Origin of the sequence: Candidatus Nitrohelix vancouverensis, from assembly GCA_015698305.1 — a bacterium.
Taxonomy (GTDB): Bacteria; Nitrospinota; Nitrospinia; order Nitrospinales; family VA-1; genus Nitrohelix; species Nitrohelix vancouverensis.
In genome coordinates, this window is the sequence record CP048620.1 from 2,888,861 (window position 1) to 2,912,626 (window position 23,766).

The 23,766-nt window shown below is 49.8% G+C and carries 28 protein-coding genes; 10 read left to right on the top strand and 18 right to left on the bottom strand.

All coding sequences use genetic code 11. The annotated features are described in order from the left end of the window. Nucleotides 1–10: 10 nt before the first annotated feature. From G3M78_13340 to G3M78_13355, 4 genes are all read right to left on the bottom strand, one after another. A complete protein-coding gene (locus G3M78_13340) occupies nt 11–253 on the bottom strand; it encodes a hypothetical protein (GenBank protein ID QPJ66323.1) in 243 nt (80 codons plus the stop codon). A 137-nt stretch (nt 254–390) separates the two neighbouring features. Further along, nucleotides 391–759 carry a 6-carboxytetrahydropterin synthase gene (locus tag G3M78_13345; GenBank protein ID QPJ66324.1) on the bottom strand — a complete coding sequence of 123 codons (369 nt, stop codon included), beginning with the start codon at nt 757–759 and terminating at the stop codon, nt 391–393. A gap of 10 nt (nt 760–769) precedes the next feature. Then, complete coding sequence (gene bioA / locus G3M78_13350; GenBank protein QPJ66325.1) at nt 770–2,134, bottom strand: adenosylmethionine--8-amino-7-oxononanoate transaminase; 1,365 nt, start codon at nt 2,132–2,134, stop codon at nt 770–772. Between the two features lie 20 nt (nt 2,135–2,154). Continuing rightward, nucleotides 2,155–3,264 carry an FAD-dependent oxidoreductase gene (locus G3M78_13355; GenBank protein QPJ66326.1) on the bottom strand — a complete coding sequence of 370 codons (1,110 nt, stop codon included), beginning with the start codon at nt 3,262–3,264 and terminating at the stop codon, nt 2,155–2,157. Nucleotides 3,265–3,443: 179 nt separating this feature from the next. Here G3M78_13355 and G3M78_13360 point away from each other — a divergent pair, with 179 nt between their 5' ends. The 4 genes from G3M78_13360 (at nt 3,444) to G3M78_13375 (ending at nt 7,119) form a co-directional block, all read left to right on the top strand. After that, complete coding sequence (locus G3M78_13360; protein QPJ66327.1) at nt 3,444–4,073, top strand: hypothetical protein; 630 nt, start codon at nt 3,444–3,446, stop codon at nt 4,071–4,073. Between the two features lie 103 nt (nt 4,074–4,176). Beyond that, a complete protein-coding gene (locus G3M78_13365) occupies nt 4,177–5,169 on the top strand; it encodes a hypothetical protein (protein ID QPJ66328.1) in 993 nt (330 codons plus the stop codon). A gap of 7 nt (nt 5,170–5,176) precedes the next feature. After that, on the top strand, nt 5,177–6,148 hold the full coding sequence (locus G3M78_13370; protein ID QPJ66329.1) for a glycosyltransferase family 2 protein: 972 nt from the start codon (nt 5,177–5,179) through the stop codon (nt 6,146–6,148). After that, nucleotides 6,145–7,119, top strand: coding sequence for a hypothetical protein (locus G3M78_13375; GenBank protein QPJ66330.1), 975 nt, complete (start codon nt 6,145–6,147; stop codon nt 7,117–7,119). The genes G3M78_13370 and G3M78_13375 overlap by 4 nt, the downstream gene beginning before the upstream one ends. A gap of 18 nt (nt 7,120–7,137) precedes the next feature. On the opposite strand, the gene G3M78_13380 is transcribed toward G3M78_13375, so the two are convergent. The 5 genes from G3M78_13380 to G3M78_13400 all read right to left on the bottom strand — a co-directional run bounded on the left by G3M78_13380 (nt 7,138) and on the right by G3M78_13400 (nt 10,987). Beyond that, nucleotides 7,138–7,734: an FMN-binding protein gene (locus G3M78_13380; GenBank protein ID QPJ66331.1), complete on the bottom strand. Its 597-nt coding sequence runs from the start codon at nt 7,732–7,734 to the stop codon at nt 7,138–7,140. A gap of 107 nt (nt 7,735–7,841) precedes the next feature. Next, nucleotides 7,842–9,086 (bottom strand): hypothetical protein, encoded by a 1,245-nt coding sequence (locus G3M78_13385; GenBank protein ID QPJ66332.1) that lies wholly within the window; start codon nt 9,084–9,086, stop codon nt 7,842–7,844. Nucleotides 9,087–9,339: 253 nt separating this feature from the next. Next, nucleotides 9,340–10,128, bottom strand: a complete 789-nt coding sequence (locus tag G3M78_13390; GenBank protein QPJ66333.1) for an EAL domain-containing protein — start codon at nt 10,126–10,128, stop codon at nt 9,340–9,342. 121 nt (nt 10,129–10,249) lie between these two features. Next, nucleotides 10,250–10,534 (bottom strand): DUF2325 domain-containing protein, encoded by a 285-nt coding sequence (locus G3M78_13395; protein QPJ66334.1) that lies wholly within the window; start codon nt 10,532–10,534, stop codon nt 10,250–10,252. Nucleotides 10,535–10,708: 174 nt separating this feature from the next. Next, on the bottom strand, nt 10,709–10,987 hold the full coding sequence (locus G3M78_13400) for a hypothetical protein (protein QPJ66335.1): 279 nt from the start codon (nt 10,985–10,987) through the stop codon (nt 10,709–10,711). A gap of 413 nt (nt 10,988–11,400) precedes the next feature. On the opposite strand from G3M78_13400, the gene G3M78_13405 reads away from it, so the two are divergent. Continuing rightward, complete coding sequence (locus G3M78_13405) at nt 11,401–11,748, top strand: transcriptional repressor (GenBank protein ID QPJ66336.1); 348 nt, start codon at nt 11,401–11,403, stop codon at nt 11,746–11,748. Between the two features lie 36 nt (nt 11,749–11,784). Here the strand turns inward: G3M78_13405 and bfr are convergent, their stop codons facing one another. The 3 genes from bfr to G3M78_13420 all read right to left on the bottom strand — a co-directional run bounded on the left by bfr (nt 11,785) and on the right by G3M78_13420 (nt 14,243). Further along, nucleotides 11,785–12,249, bottom strand: a complete 465-nt coding sequence (gene bfr / locus G3M78_13410) for a bacterioferritin (protein QPJ66337.1) — start codon at nt 12,247–12,249, stop codon at nt 11,785–11,787. 331 nt (nt 12,250–12,580) lie between these two features. Next, complete coding sequence (gene map, locus G3M78_13415; GenBank protein ID QPJ66338.1) at nt 12,581–13,345, bottom strand: type I methionyl aminopeptidase; 765 nt, start codon at nt 13,343–13,345, stop codon at nt 12,581–12,583. After that, nucleotides 13,332–14,243, bottom strand: a complete 912-nt coding sequence (locus G3M78_13420; protein ID QPJ66339.1) for a GTPase Era — start codon at nt 14,241–14,243, stop codon at nt 13,332–13,334. Before G3M78_13420 ends, map begins: the two co-directional genes overlap by 14 nt. 130 nt (nt 14,244–14,373) lie before the next feature. Between G3M78_13420 and hemW the strand changes: the two genes are divergently transcribed. After that, complete coding sequence (gene hemW, locus G3M78_13425; protein ID QPJ66340.1) at nt 14,374–15,513, top strand: radical SAM family heme chaperone HemW; 1,140 nt, start codon at nt 14,374–14,376, stop codon at nt 15,511–15,513. A 17-nt stretch (nt 15,514–15,530) separates the two neighbouring features. After that, complete coding sequence (mazG, locus tag G3M78_13430; GenBank protein QPJ66341.1) at nt 15,531–16,319, top strand: nucleoside triphosphate pyrophosphohydrolase; 789 nt, start codon at nt 15,531–15,533, stop codon at nt 16,317–16,319. Nucleotides 16,320–16,379: 60 nt separating this feature from the next. On the opposite strand, the gene G3M78_13435 is transcribed toward mazG, so the two are convergent. Both G3M78_13435 and G3M78_13440 read right to left on the bottom strand, forming a co-directional pair. After that, entirely contained in the window at nt 16,380–16,802 is a 423-nt protein-coding gene (locus G3M78_13435; GenBank protein ID QPJ66342.1) for a cbb3-type cytochrome c oxidase subunit I, read from the bottom strand. A 15-nt stretch (nt 16,803–16,817) separates the two neighbouring features. Continuing rightward, entirely contained in the window at nt 16,818–17,948 is a 1,131-nt protein-coding gene (locus G3M78_13440) for a glycosyltransferase (GenBank protein ID QPJ66343.1), read from the bottom strand. Nucleotides 17,949–18,149: 201 nt separating this feature from the next. Between G3M78_13440 and G3M78_13445 the strand changes: the two genes are divergently transcribed. Beyond that, nucleotides 18,150–18,602 carry an SH3 domain-containing protein gene (locus tag G3M78_13445; protein ID QPJ66344.1) on the top strand — a complete coding sequence of 151 codons (453 nt, stop codon included), beginning with the start codon at nt 18,150–18,152 and terminating at the stop codon, nt 18,600–18,602. Between the two features lie 79 nt (nt 18,603–18,681). On the opposite strand, the gene G3M78_13450 is transcribed toward G3M78_13445, so the two are convergent. From G3M78_13450 to G3M78_13465, 4 genes are all read right to left on the bottom strand, one after another. After that, on the bottom strand, nt 18,682–20,112 hold the full coding sequence (locus G3M78_13450) for a heavy metal sensor histidine kinase (protein QPJ66345.1): 1,431 nt from the start codon (nt 20,110–20,112) through the stop codon (nt 18,682–18,684). Between the two features lie 6 nt (nt 20,113–20,118). Then, a complete protein-coding gene (locus G3M78_13455) occupies nt 20,119–20,787 on the bottom strand; it encodes a response regulator transcription factor (protein ID QPJ66346.1) in 669 nt (222 codons plus the stop codon). After that, on the bottom strand, nt 20,788–20,994 hold the full coding sequence (locus G3M78_13460) for a hypothetical protein (protein ID QPJ66347.1): 207 nt from the start codon (nt 20,992–20,994) through the stop codon (nt 20,788–20,790). Between the two features lie 78 nt (nt 20,995–21,072). Next, nucleotides 21,073–21,318: a hypothetical protein gene (locus tag G3M78_13465; GenBank protein QPJ66348.1), complete on the bottom strand. Its 246-nt coding sequence runs from the start codon at nt 21,316–21,318 to the stop codon at nt 21,073–21,075. Nucleotides 21,319–21,448: 130 nt separating this feature from the next. Between G3M78_13465 and G3M78_13470 the strand changes: the two genes are divergently transcribed. Both G3M78_13470 and gatB read left to right on the top strand, forming a co-directional pair. After that, nucleotides 21,449–22,189, top strand: coding sequence for an SDR family oxidoreductase (locus tag G3M78_13470; protein QPJ66349.1), 741 nt, complete (start codon nt 21,449–21,451; stop codon nt 22,187–22,189). A gap of 136 nt (nt 22,190–22,325) precedes the next feature. Beyond that, on the top strand, nt 22,326–23,762 hold the full coding sequence (gatB, locus tag G3M78_13475) for an Asp-tRNA(Asn)/Glu-tRNA(Gln) amidotransferase subunit GatB (GenBank protein QPJ66350.1): 1,437 nt from the start codon (nt 22,326–22,328) through the stop codon (nt 23,760–23,762). The last annotated feature ends 4 nt before the right edge of the window (nt 23,763–23,766 follow it).

Here is a 23,766-nt window from a genome sequence, read left to right on the forward strand (position 1 = left end):
GAATCAATTTCTAATCGCTGGTTGCAAAATCGAGCGCGTCCGCAAACTCTTCCAGCCCTTCTTTTCGCGCCGACGTGGCTATCTTGGGAATGGCCTCTGAGCGATCAATCGCCTGCGCTGTTGTGGAGCTTTGCTTCAGCGTTTTTCTGACTCCCTTAATCATATCCGAAACAATGTATTCAAAAGCTTTCTCATCCAACGCGCATTCAATGTTTCCCCAGAATTTCTTCACGGGGTCTGTAATGAGCTTCATATCAATGGCTTTCCGATATATGAATAATCGTACAAGTCATACAATTATAATTCATATCAAGCCAATTTCCTACACATAATTCATACTTTACAGCAGTTTACAACGAATATCCCAATAGCCCATATCTCTAAAAATCATCATTCATAATAAGCCGCTCCACATTCTTCGAACTCTCGCACTTCCACCCGTTTCAAAGTCACATTCTCATTATTGACCGTCGTTTTGAGGGAGAAAAAAATCCAGCGCGCAATATTCTCCGCAGAAGGATTCATTTCGGTGAAAGGCTCCACCTCGTTGAGATTCTTGTAGTCCAGTTTTTCTATACACTCATTCGTCCACTTCTTCAATTCTACAAAATCGACCCCCAGGCCAATAGCGTCCAGTTCCTTAGCCGTTACGGTAACGAAAACCGTCCAGTTGTGACCATGAAGATTCTCATACTTGCCGTCGAAATATTTTAATTGATGCGCCGCTGAAAACTGAGTTTTGATATTCACATCGTACATGGATCATCCTCTAAGTTCGTAATGCCGCAACAATGCTGTCGCGAGCAATTTCCACCATTCGTTCGATCTCTCCCACCGTTATGATATACGGCGGCATGAAATACAGAACATTTCCCAAGGGTCGCATGAAGACCCCTCGCTTGAGTCCCTCCGCATAAATTTTATAGCCAATACGTTCTTTAAAAGGAAACGCAATCTTCCCGTCTTTGGATTGAACCAGTTCCACCGCCGCAATCATTCCGGTCTGGCGAAATTCTCCACACCAGGGCAAATCCTGTAAGCGTTCACCGCCTCTGCCAATCGCTTCGACCTTCGATTGCAAGGACTCCCAGAAACCTTCCTCGCCAAACAAATCCAAACTGGCATTAGCCGCGCTACAAGCCAAGGGGTTCGCCGTGTAACTGTGGCTGTGCGCGAACCAGTTCAAAGTCTCAAAGCCGCCGTCAAAGGCCGAATGAATTTCTTCGCTTGTCAAGGTCGCCGCCAGCGGCAGATAGCCCGAGGTCAACCCTTTTGAAAGGCAAAGGAAGGTCGGTTGCAATTCATGAGCGCCGCACACAAACAAGGATCCGGTGCGCCCGAAACCAACTGCAATTTCGTCGAAGATCGTGTGCACTCCCGCTTTGTCGCAAGCCGCCTGAAGTTTTTTCAGATAGACCGGCGGATACATCTTCATACCCGCCGCTCCTTGCACCAAAGGCTCCAGCGCCGCCCCTGCCGTCTGTTCCGCATGTTCTTCCAGCGCTTTTTCAAAAGGCTCAAAACACTCGGCGTTGCAACTCTCCCGCTTCAAGCCATAAGGACAGCGAAAACAATCCGGCCCTTCCACTTCGATATTCTCATGCAGAACGTCTTCAAATTTTTCGCGAAACAAAGGGATGCCGCAGACCGACAAGGCGCCCAGGGTCTCGCCGTGATAGGCGCCCTTCAAATAGAGAAATCGCTTCTTCTCCGGCTTGCCCCTTTGTTTCCAGTATTGCAAACTCATCTTGAGCGCCACTTCGATCGATGTGGAACCATTGTCCGAAAAGAAAACCCGCGTTAAATTCGGCGGCGTGTGTTCCACCAGCCGCTCGGCAAGGCGTGTGGCCGGACGGTGAGTGATCCCGGCAAACATGACATGCGCAAAGCGTTTCAACTGATCTTCAATCGCCTCATTGATTTTGGGATGATTGTGTCCAAACAGATTGACCCACCAAGACGAAATGAGGTCCATGTAACGCGCACCGTTCGCGTCTTTCAGATAAATCCCGTCGGCGCTATCGATCAGCAGAGGCGGCAGATTTTCATGGTCTCGTAAAGGCGTGCAGGGATGCCAGACATGCTGGCGATCCTGCCGCAATTCAGGGCTGTCGTTATTTTCCTGCATGGTCATTGAGAAGAGAGATTTAACGCTTAAAGATCATAACGCGCTGGAGAAAATTCTGGAATCTCGACGGGGTTCGATTTCAGGATCGTATCCGCAAGGTAATCCGACTGGTTCGGCGTCTGCAAAATACCGTTGCGGTAATGACCGGTGGAATAATAAAGATTTTCGTAACGCGCGCTTCGCCCCATGATAGGGGACATGTCTTGCGGCGCCGGACGCAATCCCGTCCAGGTTTCCAGCAAGGGAGCGCGGCTCAAACAAGGCAGTATCTGCGACGCTCTTTCAATGAGGTCTTGAATGACGTCGGACTCCACCGAAGGATCATAGCCCCGGTCTTCCATGGTCGATCCCACAACGAAACCAAAACCTTCGCGCCAGGGGGCGATGTAGGTCATCTTGCCATGCACCGTGTAGCCCAGAGCATCGTCTTCCACAGCCAATCGGCACATCTGCCCCTTGATCGGTTTCAAGGGCACTGAAACGCCCAGAATTTTTCCCAGTTGCGGCGACCAACTGCCAGCGGCGATCACAATTTTTCTGCCGACAATTTCGCCATTATCCGTGATCGCCGATTCGATCCTGTCTTTTAAAAGTCGGAATCCAGTCACGTTCTCCCACAACGTATGAACTCCGGCCTTGACCGAAGCCGTTTTCAGGGCATCGTGCATCTGCCGGTTGTTGACCTGAGCCTCCGGCGTCCAGATCACGCGACCGCAGTTTTCAGACAAGCCGGGAAGTCGGGAGCGCACCGTCGCCTTGTCCCATACCTGATACGCAATATTCTGATCTTCAAAAAAACGGATGCGTTCATCCCAGCGCTCGCCGAACTGAGATTCCGGCATCACTGACCCCGCCTGAGAAAAATAAACGGATTGACCGCTTTTCTCCTCCAGCGACTGAATGAATGCCGGGTATTTATTCAAAGATTCCCTGCAAAATTCAAAAAAAGCGTCCGCCTTTTCGCATTCGCCATAGGGAGCCAGCATTCCCGCCGCCGCACGCGACGCCATCAGGGAATTAGCCGGGTCGCCTACCACCGCAAGGGATAAGCCCGGATCGTTCTGCATCAGGCGAAACGCAATGCTGTAGCCGATGACGCCCGCGCCAACGATGACAATGTCGTAATCAGGTTTCATAGAGTTCATTTGAAATTTTCAATTTCCGCGTGGATGCATTGTACCGAACTTTGCCCGCCTCCGCCACGCGAACATGAGCCAAAATCAATATTCTTCCCCCGCAAGCATCTCTTCTTGATCCGCAATTTGTAAATATGATACTTTGATAGTCACTAAACACTCTAGACCCCGGGCTTATCATGACTGAAGAAAATGAAACCACCGCCGAAGATTACGGCTTGAAAATCGACCCACTGCTCGACCTGCTGGATACGGATGAAAATCCTGTGGACAAGGGAAAGATACGCGAAGCGTTTGTAAGCCTCTGGGAATTTGAGAAAGCCAGCGAACTCGAACCCACCGATCAGTACCTGACCACCGTCGCATTATTCATTTACACCAGTCACAACATCCTGAACGATCACAATATCCGCCAGGATCGCGCGCGCAAATACATTCTGGAAGCCTTGCGCAAATGGAAATCCGAGGAAATGGAAGCGGGCGTCGCCAAAGAGAAAGCCACCGACAATCCTTTCAAAGCCTTTGTCGAAAACAATATCGAAAAAATTGACGAAATTTACAGCTGGGAAAACTTCCTTCTAGAACATAAGAAATCCGACGAAAAGGAATGGACCTACAAAATGAAAAAATGCTGGTTCGCCCAGTTCTTCATCCGCTTTGGAAGAACCGACTATATCGAAACCGCCTGCGGCTTCGATCAGCTTCCGGCCCAGGCCCGCGAGGAGTATGTGGATTTGAAACTCAACAATAATTTCATGAAGCTGGGCGCCTACTGCCAGTTCCGATACACTCCCAAGAAAGACAGTTGACCCCTCTGGTTGTGAGACGCCCATCAATCGCAAACGGATAGCCTATTATATCAGCGCGCACGGCTACGGACACGCTCAGCGTTCCGTAGTCCTCGCCCGGCGTTTGATAAAAGACAACGACCTCTTCATTCGCTCGCAAATTCCTCTTTCGTTTTTTCAGCTCTATCTGGACCCGCCGATCGAATACAGTTTCTGCCCTTCTCCACCGCTTTGCGCGCAGAAAAATTTTTCAGCAATTGATTTTGAACGATCCTTCAGCAATCTCGATCAAATGGCCCTGTCTTTCGAACGGTCAATCGAAGCAGAAACGGCTTGGCTGTCAGAACAAGGCATCGACCTCGTCCTGACAGACGCCGAACCTCAGCCCCTGCCCGCCGCGCGTCGTTTACGAATTCCTTCACGGGTCGTCAGCAATTTCACCTGGCATGATATTTTCTCCAAGTTTCCCGGAGCAAGCCAGCGCATCGCATCTCTTGATGTGCTGGAGAAAGCTTACGCGAGCGCCGACGGCCAATTGCTTCCGCAAATGCACATTAAGAATCAGGTGATCGACAATCAACAAGAAATCGGCCTGCTCTCCATGCCCGGAAAAAATATCAGGAAATCGCTGGAAGCCTCTTTCAGTCAATTCTCAAACAAATCGATACTGGCGTTTATTTATATGGGGCAATATGGCGCAGAAACGGTGCAATGGGAGCGTCTCGGGCGATTGCAAGATTGTCTGTTCATCACCCGCGACACAATCCCCAATCCCCCGGCCAATGTCATCGTCCTTGACGAGCGCTACCGCTACCCGGACCTCATCGCCAGCGCGGACGTCGTTTGCGCCAAACCCGGCTACTCCACCTTGGCCGCCGCTTTCGCGCATGGAAAACCCGTATTGACTTCTCCCCGTAGCGATTTTTGCGAGTATGAAGCGATTGAAAAATTCATTCAGGACTATAATGTAGGCGTCGTGCTGAAAAGCGATGATTTTTTTAGCTGCGACTGGCAGGTCGCCATTGAGAAAGCGCTCTCTCTGGACGATAAGAAAGCGACGCCCCTGAACGGCGAAGTCGAAGCCGAAGCTATCCTGCAAACCCTGTTATCGCGATGAATCCATCATGAGTTCCATTGATATCACCCTCGTCATCACCAATTGGAACGGGGCCAGTCTCCTCCGGGAATGCCTGCCCTCGATACTCCGGGCCGTGCAGTTCGACTCGAAACGCTCCTATGAAATCATGGTCATCGATGATTGCAGTTCCGATGACAGCTTGCAGATTCTCGAACAGGAATTCCCGCAAGTCCGCAGAGAACGCACGCCGCGCAACCTCGGATTTCAAGGGGCGAATAATTATGCGGTCGAACTGGCCAATTCGCCTCTCGTCTTCCCGATGAACAACGACGTCAAATTGCATGAAGAATCTCTGTTCCATCTGGCCGAGCATTTTTTTGAGAAGAACGACGATGGTCTTCTGTTCGCCGTCAGCGGCAAATTCTACGGCTTCGATGAGACGACCTTCCTATACGGAAACCGGGGCGGACGATTCCACGAAGGACATTTCTTCCTCTATGAAAAACCTGCAGAAGACACAAGCCAGACCCTGTTCGCCTGCGGAGCGGGCTTTCTGGTCAATCGTCAACGCTATCTGGAACTGGGAGGATTCGATTCGCTCTACCACCCTCTCTATTACGAAGAGATCGACATGTCTTATCGCGCCTTGAAACGCGGCTGGAGGGTGGAATACGAACCGCGATCCATCGCATACCACAAAGTGCAGGCCACCATCACCCAACAAGAGAAACGCAAACAAATCGGCTATATTTCCGGCAGAAACAATTACCTGTTCCTCTGGAAGAACATTCTGGATCGGGGAATGACCGCCGCCTTCCTCGTCTACACGCCGCTCTATTTATTACGCGACCTGTGCCGCTTCAAGTTCCGCTTCTGGATCTGCTTTTACATGGCCTTGAAACGCATCGGACCGGCTCTTGAAGGGCGTCGCAAAGAACGCGAGGCGCGACTCCCGGTTTCAGATAAAGAAGCCCTGCAACGCATCAACGCTCAATCTCCCACAGCGCCAAAACCATGAAACTCGCCATTTGTCTGGACGCCGGAGACATCCGAGGCATGGGCCATTGCTACCGCCAACTGAGACTCGCGCGCTGTCTGCAAAGCAAAGGCTATTCCATCGACTTTTTTTTACCGGACTATGCTCCAGCCATAGAATTGCTCCACGAAGCCGGATTCGTCTCCCGACCCTGCGAACCAAACGACATTCTCCCCACGGCGAATACTCGATACGATGCGGCGATCGTTGATCTTCTCGACACCAAACCGGAATACATCAGACAACTGAAACAGCGCGCTCGCAAAATCGTCGTTTTTGAAGATTTGGGCGACGGTAGAAATCACGCCGACTTGCTGATCGACGCCAACCTGTCGGAGCAAAGCTCAGCTCCCGTACCCTCTTCCGTCCAGACCTTGTTTGGACTGAAGCATCTGGTCCTGGCGCCTGAATTCGCCTCCCCGCTGGCGCCGCCCGCTTCAGATAACGAAGGAAAATATCTCATCGCCATTGGCGGCGTGGATCATCAAAATCTGACGCAAACTTTTGTTGAAATCCTGCAGACCGTCGCTTCCAAACCGGGAGGAACCGTCATCGTCGGTCCGGGTTACGCGCATCTTGAAAAGCTGTCCCGAATCTGTTCAAAAGGGAAATACAGGCTACTCAATAAGGTGTCGAACATGGCCGATATCATGCGCCAGCACGCCATCACCTTTTGCGCAGGAGGCATCACCATGCACGAGGCCATGGCGGCGGGATCCGTCCCCTTCGTCACCAGCGTCGCACCGCACCAAATCCTCAAAGCGCAACATGCGGAAACAACTCAAACCGGAATTTTTCTGGGCACGGTGGAACAAATCAATGCGCCGCTCGTTGCCAGCGCATTGCAAAATAATCAGGAGCGAATTGAAGCAATGAGGGAACGGGGCCGGCGGATGGTGGATGGCAGAGGAATGGAGCGGGTGGTCAGCGCAATTCAGAAATTGCTATCCTGAGATTTCAAGCGGCGCCGCTCAGCGAGCAGGCGAGGAGTCAAGAAAAAGAACCTTGAAGGACGCCGTGGCTTTGCGAACCCCCTTCGTTATAGCTCGAACCGACAAGGTAGCGCCGGTGATCGAATTGATTTCCCGATAGTCGAACTCGGCGTCGCGACCAAAGAACTGACTCATGAACGATTCAGAACGTACTTCATAGCCGCGCGGTTCACGGTAGACCATGATTTCAACGTCGCGCACCGTGCCGTCCACATTCATCACAATCATGAAGGTGATCGGAAAAGACTTGCCAATGATATTCTCAATCACCATGTAGCCCATGGCCTTACCCGATTTCATTCCGATATAAAAATCCATGCGCCTGTCGTCTACCTTCAGCAAGGAAATTGTACTGATCGCCTCGCGTTGCGCTTCAGTGAGCCAGATTTTCTTTTTTTCAATCGAGTCCGCGCCGGGAAAGGCAAGTTCCAAAGCCTGTTTCTTGCTGAGGTAGACCTGAAGAGAGAACTCTTCCTCTTCCGCGCCCAAAGGCGTCTTCATAAATACAATCGCCGCCAGAATCAGCAGACAGGCGGCGGCTTTCCGTTGAAACCCAGTTATAAAAAATGCTTTCATTTATGTATTATATACCAAAATCCAATAAAAAAAATCCTGGCAACCGGACTCTTGGAGGAGGATGGCCCGGTCGCCAGGATTATGAGCCCCCATGAAGGGGGGAAAAACTAGTACATATAAGCTACGCCCAGATTGAACTTGTCGGTCGTCGCGTTGGTGCGATCAAAATCAAGATGGGAATAATCCATCTTCAGCGCAACAGAAGGAACAGGCATGTAAGACATACCCACCGTGACTACGTTAAAGTTACTCGTCGGGCTGGTCGCCGTAGCTCCCGCTGGCATTTCATCCTGGGGACGAATGCTTTCATAGAGAACGAAAGGAACCAGATCCTGAGTCGTGTTTTTACCCAGCAACTGGAACAGGTGAACGCCGGCTTGAATGTTCCAGCCAAAAATGTTCTCTGCGATATCCGTCGTACAACCCGAATGTGCTCCACAGAAGGTATTCAGGGCCGCCGCATCATCGATATCAATGTTTGCGATGGAGGAATTCATTTCAAACCACTGCTTGCGGTAACGAACGTCCGCTTCCAGAATCGTGGTGTTGCCGCCTTCATCGATAAAACCATGCGTGGTGTCGCCATTGTAGAAAGACACGCCCACGTTCAAGCCTTCATAGAGTTTCGTGAACTCAAGGCGACCCGATACTGCGATATCGTCCATAACGCGATTGTTCGGCTGGAGACGACCGCCGCGGATACCGTCAGAAGCGCGGAATCGTCCATTTGCACCGCCGTTGCCGTTGCCGCTACCGACGTCGCTGGTCGAATCGGGGCGGATGGATTGGAGGGAATTGGTGACGTATAATCGATAGTTGACGCCGTCCATCGCGGTGCCGAAGATACCTGCGCCGCTTGCGTTCCATGTGGTGGGAATGATTTTCTGATGAAACTCTGGGCGCTCTACCGTCCAGAACAGCGGCGGCTCGTGGTTTTCATTCAGATAGCCGATCGGCATCAACACAACACCTGCGCGCGCATTCAAGTTCTTGCTGAGCAAGAAATCCAGGTAACCGAATTCAAACTCCAATTCCTGCGCCGCATGCTCAAAATCGATTTCAGCGTTCAAATGGATCCAGTCCGCCAATTCTGCATGCACGCCGATAACAAAACGGTGATTGTCCGCTCGGGTTTTAGCGCCGCCCTCGCCATTGATGTGCATTTCACCGTAACCGTGTACCGACACCCGGTCGTGCGAACCTGCTCCGCCAGACCTTTTCACCTGATCCAACTCTTCAGACAACGAATTGATGCGTCTTTCCAGCTCGAACACATCTGCCGCCCAGGCAGAGGTGGTCAAACCCAGAACCATCAGAGACAACACGCATCCCTTAAAAAATGTTTTAGCCATTATTTCTCCTTCCTGAATTAAACGCTTAAGGACATTAATTTATTTAGCCCCACCTAAACTACACCACAACCATTTTGATAATGGTTTTCATTTATATTAATAATATTTAATATTGTCAATACTTATTTGCATTAAAAATCCATATAAACATAATTTACGATCAAAAATTATTAAAGACATATTGATGCCCAGTTGAGGAGCCGAAGGAGAAACAAGACATCCAAGACAATAGAAATGATAATTATTATCAATATTAATAATTATAATTGGACTCTGGATGAACCGTCATCTCATCTTTCGTTAAAAATTCCTTTAAAGTCTCTAGCCCCATCGGCTTTCCCAATAGATAACCTTGAAGCGACAACGGAGCGTATTGCAGTAAAAAATTTCTCTGCTCCCAGGTTTCAACGCCTTCAACAACGATATTCAGTTTAAAATCCCGGGCTATTTTCACAATGCCGTCAAACATCAAACATGCCGAAGGTCGAGGAAGATTCCGAGTGAAACGCGCGTCTATTTTAATAATATCGACAGGCAACTCCGCAAGGCGACTCAAAGATGAATGCCCCACGCCAAAATCATCCAGCGCGACCCGAATGCCCATGGATCGCAATTCATGCAAACAAGCAACAATCGCCTCAAAATTTTCAACGACTCTGGATTCCGTAATCTCAACCGTCAAACGCCATGGAGGCAAGTCGGCCTTTGCAAGCAGACCGCCAATAAAGCCGGGCAATCGGGAAGATTCCAATTGCCTGGTAGAAAAATTTACCGAAAGAGAAATGTCATTTGTAAAGAAATCTGTTTGAAAGGAACGCATTGAATGACAGGCTTTGGAAAAAATCCAGTTTCCCAGCGCAATGATAGAACCTGATTCTTCAGCAATCGGTATGAAGCGAGAAGGAGGCGCCCATTCAGTGCCGGCGCGGCGCCAGCGGGCCAGGGCCTCCAAACCCACCAATTCCATCTTTTCGTCGACCTGAGGCTGGAAATACACTTCGAATTCATTTTTTAAGACAGATTCCAGAATGTCTCTGGACATGACAGTTTTTGAGAATCCATCGGTCTGCATCAACATAGAGCGGCTCCAAAACATCCCGCCTTACGGCGGGATGTCGGACTGAGTTTAATCAAGAGCATAGGGGGTCAGGGAAATACGCTGACTACATGCCAACAAAACCCTGCAAACTGTTCGAAAACGAGGTCATCCCGCTGGAGTGACTGCGCTCCACAGGAATGGAATTCTGCTTCGCCGCTTTCAAGGCTTCGTTCACCATGCGATGAGCGACGGTGCCCGTGAAAATAACCATCCCATTGACCTGGCTCAATCTCTGCGCCATATTGGGGGAACGCTGGCTGAACACGCGAATGTCCACGCCCATTTCTTTCCCCTTCTTTTCGTAAGCTCGTTTCAATCGGTCCAAACCACCTAAAACAGCAATTGTCATGTCAATCTCCAGTAAAAGTTGACTTGGCCCGGACCGTTTGGTATAGTCATCTTGTCTAGATGTGGTCCAAAGCCATGTTAATAGATAAGTGCAGTTTGAAAGGCCGCCACCTTTCAAACTGCTTTTTTTTGTCCGGAAAGAATGATCCCCTCATTACAATCACCGGACAAAAAATCAATAGCTCACTCTCTCTCTGGGAAGCATCCGTTCTGGCACAAGAACGTCGAGCGCCTCCTCTGCCTTTCTGAATTTAAGAATCGAGTCGCAGTCGGAATGAATGACGGAAATTCCGCCGCCGCATTTCTTTAAGCACTTGGTTTTTGTTACAGAACAACCGGTCAAGGTCCCATCTTTTTCAACTTCGTTCAATTTCCCCAGCAACTCCAGAGACGCCCACGCCTTGCAACCGGCCCCGCTACAAACTCGAACGCTTTTCTTATTTTTAGTATCCATGACCGCGATCCTTTTTAATTTTGAGAACCATTATCAAAAATATAAAGCAAAATCGGATTCCTGTCAAATCTATTTTTAGAATTTTTTCTTTTATTTCTGATCCTGCCTTTATAAGTTGGGACGAACAAGCGCCCTATATCCACCCCCTGGCTCCATAAAAACACACAAGATAGGGAAGAATTTATTCGTAAAACGACAAAATTATCCATCCCGATCTGAATAAGTCCCGTATTTATAATGTTTTCAATGTTCTCCACCCTCTTTATATTTTTCTATTGTTTTTTTGCCGGGAGATGGGCTAGATTAACAATATTGATAATCATTATTAAAATATAAAAATGAGCGATAACGGCATATTTAAAGATTTCATCAAACAGAAAAACCTCAGATGGACTCCGCAAAGGAATCTGATCTTGAAAACTTTTTTACAAACACAGGAACACTTCACCGCAGAGCAAATTCATCAAATTGTCTTGAGTCATGATTCTGCGATAGGGATCGCAACCGTCTACCGCACGATGGCTTTGCTTGTGGAGGCCGGACTGGCTAAGGAAATTTCACAAATGGGCGAGAAAAAAATGTTTGAATCGATCTACAGGAAGAGTCACCACGATCATTTGATTTGCACCGTGTGCGGTCGCATTGTGGAATTTGAGCACCCGCTCATCGAGAAGTACCAGCGCGAGGTTTGCCTGGCTCACGATTTCCTGCTCAATTCTCACTTGATGGAACTAAGGGGAATTTGTTCCAGTTGTCGGTGAAACGCCCCGCTCCCTGAGAGGAAGCGGGGATTTTTATTACATATGTTCCGCCAGATAATTCTGAATACCAATGTCTTTGATACGACTGAACTGCGTTTCCAGCCAATCGCAACTGTCTTCACTGTCTTCCAGAATCTTATCCAGTATTTCTTTTGTTACGAAATCATTCGCATCCATCGCCTGCCGGATCACTTCTTTCGTTCGCGTAACGTGCCCCGTTTCCAGCGTGTATTGATTTTTTAATTGCGTCTCACAATCATCGCCAACCAGAATCTCATCATAACGCGACATGTTGGGAATGCCCTCCAGAAACAGAATGCGCTCGATCAGTTGATCGGCATGCTTCATTTCGCCCATCGACTCGCTTCGGGAATGCTCGGCCAGTTTGTCATAGCCCCAGTTTTCCATCATCTTGTAATGGATGTAATACATATTGATGGCCGTCAATTCACCCATTAGAATATCATTCAGACCGTCAATAACTTTTGCATCACCTTTCATCAGTATCCTCCTCTAAATACTTTCTCATCTATTAAGCCGCAAGCCCCGCATGAGCGGGACCGGGAAGGACAGAAACATCCTGCGGATTGTCCTTTCACGTCTAACATCCCAGATGCGAAAAATGAAGTCAACTCTTTTATTTATATAGACTTACAGATTTCGATCGGCTTTGATAAAGGTTATCAATTATTCGCAAATCGAGCGCAAAGGCAGGGCTTCTGAATGACAGGGGCCGCGTCTTCAAAGCCTCTGACCTTCAGGGTGTGAAATACTCTCGACGCCTTTTGATAATTCATATCATTTGGCGCCGAAAAAATTATTTTAGGAATTTTCAGAAGGGAGTGCGTCCGTCGAGTCGCGTCAATACGTCGTACCCGGTTTCTGTCACGTGGATGGTGTGTTCGAATTGCACCGAGGTAGAACCGTCTTGAGTGACCGCAGTCCATTTATCGGCGAGAATGCGAAGGTCTGGCTTGCCTTCATTCACCATCGGTTCAATGGTGAAAATCATGTTCTTCTTCAGTTCGAGTCCCTCGCCAAAGCGTCCGTAATGCAGAACCTGCGGCTCTTCGTGAAAATTCTTGCCGATGCCATGCCCACAGAATTCGCGCACTACGGTGTAATCGTGCTTCTCGACGAATTGCTGAATGGTCGCGCCAATATCCCCCAGTCGGGCGCCGGGTTTGACCTGCTCGATGCCAAGCCCGAGAGCATCGCGACAGACTTCGACCAGTCGGGAGGTGCGCTTGCGCGGCGAGCCGACAAAGAAAGTGCGGCTGGTGTCGCCGTGATACCCGTTCAAATAGGTGGTGATGTCCAGGTTGACCACATCCCCGTTGCGCAGAGTTCGATCGCTTGGAATGCCGTGGCAGATTTCTTCGTTGATAGATGCGCAGATACTTTTTGGAAAGCCCCGGTAATTGAGCGGAGAAGGCGTCGCCCCATGCTCGATGATATAATCATGACAGATCTGATCCAGCTTGTTCGTGGTCACGCCCGGCTTGACATAGGGTTCGATCATCAACAAAACCTCCGCCGCCAGCGCGCAGGTTTGCCGCATCAATTCGACTTCTTCATCTGATTTAATATGTATCATTGATATATCCTAGCTCCCTCAGGTCGCCGTTGGACTGGCTCCATCCATTCTTGACCTTGACGAATAAATTTAAAAAGACCTGGCAGGCAAAACGTTTTTCGATTTCACCCCTTGCCAGTTTTCCAATTTGTTTAATACGTTTTCCTTTTTCACCTATCATGATTTTTTTCTGGGATATTTTTTCCACATAAATCGTCGCGTGGATGTTCAACAATCCCGGTCTACCCTCTTCCAACACATCTGTCAAGACGGCGCAGGAATAAGGAATTTCGAGATGGGTCAGATTCATTACTTTTTCGCGAATGATTTCGCTGACCCAGAATTTCTCAGGGCAATCCATGACCATATCTTCCGGAAAATAACGCGGCCCTTCGGGAAGACGGTCCAGTATCGCGCGGATCAAAACGTCGATGCCGTCGTCTTTCAAAGCGGAGATCGGGATGATCTCGGCAAAATTAAATTTCTGATTCAGATCGGAAATGATTTCAAGCAACTTCGGTTTAACGACGGTATCAATTTTATTAACGACCAGAAACACAGGAACCGACACTCTTTTCAGCATTTCCAATGCGTAGGCATCGTCTTCGGTGAATCCCTGTTGCGCGTCGATCAAAAACAAGATCAAATCCACGTCGGACAAGGTGTTGAGCGCCGCTTTGACCATCAACTGGTTCAGTTTGGAAAAGGCCTTATGAATTCCCGGCGTATCGAGTAGAATGATTTGTCCGCCGTCCAGATGCGCAACCCCTGTGATGCGGCTTCGCGTGGTCTGCGGTTTACTGGAAATCGCGGCGATTTTCTCAGAGGTCAAGCGGTTCAGCAGGGTGGATTTGCCTACGTTCGGCTTGCCAATGAGGCTTGCATAACCGGATTTAAAAACAGACGCTTTGTTTTTCAAAAGTTCTCCTGAGATACCTTGCGCAATTCATAAGCTGGACAGGCCGTTCGCAGGGAGCAAACTCCATTGCAAAGACGCGGGCGCCCGTCGCACATTTTTATTTCCACTTGGGAAAAACCTTGATAATACCATGAATCCGCTCGGAATCTACATCCACATTCCCTACTGCATCCATAAATGCGGCTACTGTGATTTTAATTCACATAAAATCAACGAGGCCGAAATGCCTCTCTATGTTGAGGCCCTCATCAAAGAAATGCAGTGCGTCTCCAAAAGGATTCAAGAGCCGCGCCCCGTTCCTTCTATTTTTCTTGGAGGCGGCACGCCCACCACCCTGCCCGCTCATCTGTTGGCGGACATCCTGCAGGCCTGCCGCGACTGCTTCCAACTTAACGACGATTGCGAAATCTCGCTTGAGGCGAACCCGGCGACGGTGAATATCGACCATTTTTCAGAAATCCGGGAGAGCGGCTACAACCGCATCAGCATCGGCGTCCAATCCTTCGATGCGGACGATCTGAAAGCGCTCGACCGCATCCACAGCATTGACGAAATTCACGCCACAGTGGAAACAGCCCGGCAAGCAGGTTTCGATAACCTCAGCATCGATTTGATGTTCGCCCTTCCGGGACAAACGCTCGATTCCTGGCGAAAAAATATCAACAAGGCTCTGGACTTGAAAACGGACCACCTTTCCGCCTACAACCTGACCATAGAAAAAGGAACCGCTTTCGACGCCCTCTACAAGCGCGGCGCCTTGACGCTTCCACAGGAAGAGGATCAACTGGAGCTTTACAAGGAAGCGATCCGCTCCTTCACGAACGCCGGTTTCTCGCATTATGAAATATCCAATTATGCCCGGCAAGGTAAAGAATGCCGCCACAACCTGCTCTACTGGCACAACGAAGACACCCTGGGCTTTGGCGCGGGCGCGGCCATGTATTTTGAAGGAGTGCGTAGCAAGAACGTCAACCCTCCGGCGCATTACATTCGCCGCATTCAGGAGAACGGATCCGCCGTCGAGTCCAGCGAGCGCCTGGAACGCGAACACGCGATGAGCGAAACGCTCATGCTGGGCTTGAGATTGTTGCAGGGACTGGATCTGGAGCGTTTTGAAAATAAATTCCAGACTTCCTTCTTCGACGTCTACGGCGAGACGGTCGACAAATTATTTGCAAATCAACTGCTCCAAAGGAATGGCGCCCGGCTTGCGCTGACAAGCAAGGGACTGTATCTTGCCGATTCCGTCATCCTCGAATTTTTTTCATAACGATTGGACCTTCAACAATGAAATCTACCGGAAACGCATTCCAACAATTAACCGAGATCGTGGATACCCTGATGAGCGATACGGGTTGCCCCTGGGATCGCGTGCAAACGCGCGAAACGCTCAAGCCCTATCTCGTTGAAGAAACCTATGAGGCGCTGGAGGCGCTGGACGCCAACGATCCGGAACGGATCAAGGATGAATTGGGTGATTTGCTTTATCAAATCCTGTTTCATGCGAAGATTTCAGAACAACGCGGGGAATTTGATATGAACGGCGTCATTGAATCGATTTCGCAGAAGATGATTCGACGCCATCCGCATGTCTTCGACAAGGGAGACGCCGACACGCCTGAAAAAGTGGTCGATCAATGGGAGGAGATCAAAAAAACCGAATCTGCGGGACGCTCCAGAAAATCTGTTCTGGATGGAATCCCAGCGCATCTTCCCGCTCTGGCCCGTTCTCAGAAGCTACAGAAAAAAGCCGCCAAAAGCGGTTTTGACTGGGATGACATTGAGGATGTCTTCGCCAAACTGGATGAGGAGGTCGCCGAGTTCAAAGAGGCCGTGCGTTCCATGGATTCCCAGGAAGCCACATCCGAGCTGGGCGATATGCTTTTCGTGATGGTCAATATCGCCAAATTCAAAAAGCTGGACGCGGAAGAAGCCTTGCGACAATCCAACAATAAATTCATTCGACGCTTCCAGCACATCGAAGCGCAGGCGGCTTCACTGGGACGCGACTTGAAATCCATGACCCTCGAAGAAATGGAAACCTACTGGCAGGAGGCCAAAGGCAAAGAGATTTAGGAACGTTCCGCTCTTGCCCGCTTCTTCATCCCGCAAAACGCGCCGCTTTCTCGATGGACTCTAGCGCGAAGACTCCGGCGCGTCTTTGGACAATATGAAGAAAATATTGTAGGCCATGATCAGCATTCCCGACGCCGTCATCACCGCGCAAAGTATAAAAGCGACGCGGAAAGGACCGGGGTGATGGTATCCTCCACCGATTGCATAAGAAGACAACAAGCCCACCAGCCCCACATTGTGCAACCAGAAATGGTATTTCACTCCCCCAGGCCAGGGCAAGGCGCGTCCGCTGAATCGCGGCAATACATGATATGCCACCCCCGCCACGAACATCGTCATGAAACCCATCAAATTGAAATGGATATGAATGAATCGAATCTGCCCGGCATGATCCGGCGCCAGGCCCATTGCGATTCCTAATACGATTCCGAGAGTCAGGTAAACAACGCTCGCCCGGATGAACAACCTTGGATAATTATCCATTTCAATTTCCTTTATTTATTGCGAATACACGCGGCCGCGCCACTCCGACCGCTTACGAAACATGATTTGAAACATCGAATCCAGCATGATGCCTGACATGACAAGCGCGCCCAGCGGAAAAGTGAAAGCATACCAAGCCTTCAATCCCAGCTCAACACACAAACCCAGAGCCGTTAACAAATACAAGATCAAACTGAGCAAACACAGAGCCAGCGCCCAGCCCGCCGCGCCGTCCGCCCAAGCGAACGCCGTTAATAGAAAAGGCCCGCCAACAAAGTTATTGATCATAAAAATATAGAAAAAATTCCTCAACGGGGATCTTTTCAGGGCCAGAAAAATATTCTTTCTCCAGCCCGTCCAGATTTCTTTCAATGAATGATACATGCGTATCGAAAAAATCGCCTTGCCATCCGCCACGAATAACCGATAGCCACATTTCTTGATTCTCTTTCCCAGCCCAATGTCTTCAAGTATTTCCGACTTGACCGACTCGTGCCCGCCGATCGCCTCGTAAACATCTCGCCTGAACATCAAGAAGGCGCCAAATCCGATCGCGCTCTTATCGTCGCGTTGGTTGACCTTGCCAAAGCGCGTCAATCCGGCGATGAAACCAAAAATCACCGGTTGAACGCATCGCTCCCAAAACGAACCGAAGGTCGTCGCCGGCATGAGGGTCATCGCGTCAAAATCATAGAGGCTGGTCGCGTGAATGGCGGTCGACAAAGCATTGGGTTCGAATTTCAGATCCGCATCGGTAAAAATCAGAATATCGCCGTTGGCATGGGCCTGCGCCTGATGGAGCGCATAAGGCTTGCCCAGCCAGCCCTCGGGCAAAGGCCCGCCCTGCAAGGCGGTGAAATTTGAATAACGCTCGGCGTAAGACCGGATGATCTCTCCCGTCCCATCCTCTGAATTATCGTCAATGGCGACAACCTCAAAATTGTCGTAATCCTGACGCGCCAAAGATTCCAGACAGGCGCCGATATCTCTCGATTCATTCCTCGCCGGGATGCACACGGAGACCCGGGGGGATTTCGCCAGGGGACCGCTTGCGGGCGTCAGGCGCTTCAAATCAATCATATTGCTGGACAGGTAGACAAAAACAAATCCAACCAGCAACAAATGCGCGAGGATAATAAAAGTCATGAAAACGATTCCAGTGGGGAAAAATCAGACTCAAGAAGATGAAACACGCCCTTCAAGGGTTATAGGCTAATCCCCTTTTCAGGCCAAGCGTTTTTTGCTAGAATGAGTCTCTGATACTCCACATCCCGTGGACAGGGCGCGATTTTGGCCCGACAGGATTCTCCTGACAATTCTCCGCAACGCTTCTGCATTTTTTAAATTATGAGATTTTCTATTTCAGTCAGCTTCACTTTTTTAGTCCTGTTCAGTTTGCTTGCGCCCAGCGCTTCGCAGGCTTTATGCATCAAAAATTCCAACGCCAATCTGCGACAGGGCCCCGGAACGCACTACCAAAAACTCTGGGAAGTTTACCAGTACATGCCTTTCAAGAAACTTAAGAAGAAGGGCAATTGGTTCAACGTTAAGGACGTCGATGGAGACGTCTATTGGGTGCACAAAAAACTGGTCACGGAATCCTATCATTGCGCGGTCATCAAAAACGACAAAACCAATTTACGGACCGGCCCATCGACCGACTTTGCAAAAGTGGAATGGAGTCCCGTCGATAAATTTTTTTCGATGAAGGTGCTTGAGATACGCGGTCAATGGGTTCACATCGTTGACAGCGCCGGCGACAAGGCCTGGGTCTACCGTCCTCTGGTCTGGATTCAGTAATCACCGCCACCTTATTACTCAGCGATGAATTGCCCGTGCGGCGCGAAAATCATTTCGCCTGACACCCCACAGGAAACGATCAGTTTTGGACGGGCTGAAGCGCCGGGCTTTTGGGAAGCGCGATCTTGAACTTACTGCCACTGCCCACTTCGCTTTCCACCTCGATCGTTCCCAGATGCGCCTGCACAATGAACTTGCAGATGCTCAGGCCCAGGCCGCTACCGCCTTCCTTGCGCGAACGCGCTTTATCGACGCGGTAAAAACGGTCAAAGATGAACGGTAAATGATCCTGGGCTATGCCGATTCCCGTATCCTGAACAACGAGTAAAGCATGTTCGCCCTTGTCCTCCAGGCTCACCTTGACCTCGCCCCCGTTCGGCGTGTACTTCACTCCGTTATAAATGATATTCCACACCATCTGACGCAAGCGCACGGGATCGCCAGTGATCGTCAGCGGCTCCAGATAAGCCGTCACAATGGCAATCTGCTTTTCCATGGCAATCACCTCGGCGTGGCGGCACACCTCCTCGATGATGTTCTGCAAATTGACTTCTTTATAATTCAGTTGAACCTGATGCTCATCCGAACGGGACAGCAGAAACAAGTCTTCGAGAACCTTGGACATGTAATTGATTTCCTCCAGGTTGCTCGACAACACATCCTGATATTCCTCCAGATTCCGCTCCTTGCCAAGAACCAGCTCGCTTTGCCCCTTGAGAACCGTCAAGGGCGTTCGCAGTTCATGCGAGGCGTCGCTGGAAAACTGCCGCATCTGTTGAAAGTTCCGATCCAGACGATCCATCATGCTGTTGAAGGTGAGCGCCAGTTGTCCGATTTCATCATGCACTTCGGGGACCGGGATACGACTGCTCAAATCGGCGCCCAGAGCAATCTCGCGCGCGGTCTGGGTGATTTTTGAAACCGGCTTCAACGCCCTTCCGGCAAGGAAGCGTCCCATCAAGGTCGCCAACAGCAAGACGGTGGGAACTGCGGTGAACACAAAAATTTTCAGGTTCTTCAAAGTCTCCTGAACCGATTTCAGCGAGGTGCCCACCTGCACCAGATTGGCCAGTTTGTCGTTGTGCATCAACGGCATGGTGATGATGCGAATGGGATGATCGCCGTCGATCATCGTCGTCTCATAAGTCGTCTCCCCTTTCAGCGCATTGGCATACGCGCCTTGGGACAAGGGAAATTGTGAAGCTGTGAGGTTTTTCGAACGTGAACCGATATTGCCGGAACCGTCGTAGATTCGGTAAAATTTGTTGAGGTTGCCGCGACCCAGAATTTGTTCGAAAAAATTCTCCAGACCCGGTAAAGGGTATTGCGAAAACTTCATGGTGGCGGAGCGAGACACCACCACTGCGGACACTTTGAGAGAGTTATCAACGCTTTCGTAAAGCCGGTTGGAAAGAAAGAAATAGAGGAGGATACTGAACAGAATAAGAACGACGCCGAGGAGGCCGACATACCAGCCAGTCAATTTGGTGCGAATGGAATGGGAGAACATCGTAAATTATTCCTTCATGACATAGCCAACCCCCCGCATGGTATGCAAAAGTTTCTTAGCGAAATTCTTATCTATCTTTTTGCGGAGATGATTTATATAGACGTCGATGACGTTTGTGAACGTATCAAAATTGTAATCCCAAACATGCTCCGCGATCATGGTGCGGGTGAGCACCTTGCCCTGATTCCGCATGAAGTATTCCAGCAAACTATACTCCTTGCTCGTCAATTCAATCTCAACGCCGTCCCGGTTGACCTTGTGGCTGACCAGATCCAGAGTCAGGCCGTCGATGGAAAGAACGGTCTTGGTTTCCTGCCGCCCTCTTCTCAGCAAAACCCGAATGCGCGCGACCAGTTCCGAAAACGCGAAGGGTTTGGTCAAATAATCATCGGCCCCCCGGTTGAGTCCCGCCACCTTGTCTTCAACAGCGTCTTTAGCGGTCAGCAGAATGACAGGCGTGTCGTTCTTAGCCTTGCGCAACCGGCTCAAAACTTCCATCCCGTCGATCTTTGGCAACATCCAGTCCAGGATGATCAAATCGTACTGATTTTCTTTTGCCAGAAATAAACCTTCCTCGCCGTCGTAAGCCACGTCGACCGCGTAGGTCTCCTCCTCCAGCCCTTTTCTGATAAAACCCGCTACTTTTTTTTCGTCTTCAACGACCAGAATACGCATTCACGCGTCCCATTTTTCCTGTTGCTTATGCAGTTCTATCTCGCCCTTCAGCATTTCTATATGCTTTTCGCAATCCTTGAAAATAGCCGAATACATGGCCCGGCAACTGTCGTCATTGGCATCCACCATCGCCTGTTTGCAAATGCCAGCCGCTTCCTGAGCGGCTTCCAAAGCCTTCAGAATATTTTCATTAAATTTTTTTGTCATAAAGCCAAACCGCCCCTTTCAATTCCCACATTCTAGCGCTAAATCAGATCCCAATAATCGTAAATCTGACAAAAGCGATCAATCTGTAGAGCGGTCCAATTCATCTTTAAACAAGATTCGAACCAGTAGAAATCCGCACACAATGCCGATATAGGGCAACATATTAACCAATTCCGCAATATACCTTCCAATTAAACCATAATCGCGAACCAAATTGGAGAGCAAGGGCGTTCCCGACTTTTCCAGCCAGAAAAAAATAAGGCTCACCACCACGCCGCACACAAAACCGATAAAACCGCCAAAACCGTAATAGATAAATTTCATTGAATTCTTGAAAACAAGTCGAGTATCCTTGCCCGTATTGATAGGGTTCATCCTCATCCAGCAACAAATGTAACGTTGCAAGCTATTATATACAATGCTTTTGTGAAATTTCAAAGGCGGAGATCAATTAATGCGACTTCAGAATAAAATCGTCATCATCACCGGCGGCGGAGCCGGTATCGGACGCGCCACGGCTATCGCCTTCTCAAGGGAAGGCGCCTCGGTTGTCCTGTTCGGACGACGCAAAGACAAACTCGAAGAAACCGCATCCTGGTTGCATGGAAAAAGCCTGATTGTTCAGGGCGACATGACCCAGGAAGCCGATCTCGATCGCCTTGTTCAAACCACTCTGGACGCCTTTGGCTCGATAGATATTCTCCTTAATAATGCAGGAATCTTCACCGGTAGCTCCATTCACGAGATGGAAAACAAACAATGGGACGAAATATTCGACCTCAATATATCTTCCGTCTTTCGCCTGACCAAACGGGTATTGAAACCCATGATGGAGCAAAAAAACGGCAATATCATAAATATCAGTTCCATATTGGGAATGATCGCCGTCCCGCAAGTCGCCGCCTACAACGCCTCCAAGGGCGCTCTCATCCAGTTCAGCCGTTCCCTGGCGGTTGAATACGGATCGCATGGCATTCGCTCCAACGCCATTTGCCCCGGTTTGATCGCCACGGAAATGACGGAAGGGCTCATGTCCGACCCAAAACTCATGGACGAATGGAAAAAAGATTATCCCATCGGTCGTTTTGGAGTTCCTGAAGACGTCGCCAGCGCCTGCCTCTATCTGGCGAGCGACGAATCTTCCTTTGTCACCGGCATCGTTCTCCCTGTGGACGGCGGATTCACAGCGCATTGAGGCGATACGATGGCGCTTGACCTGAATTTGCCCGACGATTACAATATAAAAAATCAAAATCCTCAGTGATTCGCCCCGTAATTACGAATTCCTATAGTGAATTCCCGTAGAGAACTCCCAAAAGGACTCACTTTCAATGAACTATGAAGTGGTGATTGGGTTGGAAGTACACACCCAAATGAAAACAAGGACCAAAATATTTTGTTCCTGTTCAACCCAATTTGGGCAAGCCCCAAACGAAAACACCTGCCCCATTTGTCTGGGCCTGCCGGGAGTCCTGCCAGTCCTGAACAAACAAGCGGTGGATTACGCCATCGCCGCCTGCATCGCCACCCATTGCGAAGTTCAGGAGACCAGTCGATTTGATCGCAAGAATTATTTTTACCCCGATCTACCCAAAGGCTACCAGATTTCGCAGTTCGCCCTCCCCATCGGGCTTCGCGGACGTGTGAACATCACCGTCGACGGCGTGGACAAACGCATCGGCATCACCCGCATCCACATGGAAGAGGACGCCGGCAAATCCATTCACGGCGAAAATCTTGGGAGCCCCGGGAAAAGTTACGTCGATTACAACCGCACCGGCGTGCCGCTCATCGAAATTGTCAGCGAACCCGAGTTGCGCTCCGCCGAGGAGGCGAAAGCCTACCTCATCGAATTGCGCTCCATTCTTCAATACGCCGGGGTCAGCGACTGCAACATGGAAGAGGGAAGTTTTCGTTGCGACGCCAACGTCTCACTGCGACCCGTTGGACAAGAGGCCTTTGGCACGCGCGCGGAAATCAAGAATCTCAATTCCTTCCGCTTCATTCAAAAAGCCATTGAATACGAGACCGACCGGCAAGGACGCATTCTCGATCAAGGCGACGTCGTCGTTCAGGAAACACGCTTGTACGATTCCGACCGCGGCGTGACCTTCAGCATGCGTAGTAAAGAAGAAGCGCATGACTACCGTTATTTCTCAGAACCCGACCTCGTGCCCATCGTACTCAAGCAGGAGATGATCGATGCCATTCGAAGCGGCATTCAGGAATTGCCGGAAGAAAAGCGCGATCGCTATACCCGCGAGTTGGAAATCCCCGATTACGACGCGCGTGTGTTGACCGCCACGCCAGCGCTGGCAGACTATTTTGAATCCTGCGTGCAGTCTGGAGCGCAGGCGAAAACAGCCAGCAACTGGATCATGGGCGACCTGCTTGGGAAATTGAATAAAGAAAATAAAGACATCGTCGACTGCCCCGTCCCCGCGCCCGCTTTCAGCGAATTGCTGAAAATGATCGACGACCAGACGGTGAGCGGAAAAATCGCCAAAACCGTTTTTGAAGAAATGTACGCCTCCGGCAAATCAGCCCCTCAAATTGTCGAAGAAAAAGGCATGACCCAGATTTCAGATGAAGGATCGATAGAAACCTGGGTGGATGAAGTGATCGCCGCCAACCCCGGTCAGGCCGAAGAATTCCGCAACGGCAAAGAAAAACTGCTCGGATTTTTTGTCGGTCAAGTCATGAAAGCCAGCAAGGGGCAGGCCAATCCGGCCCTGCTCAATAAAATCATTAAAGAAAAACTAAGTTGATTGT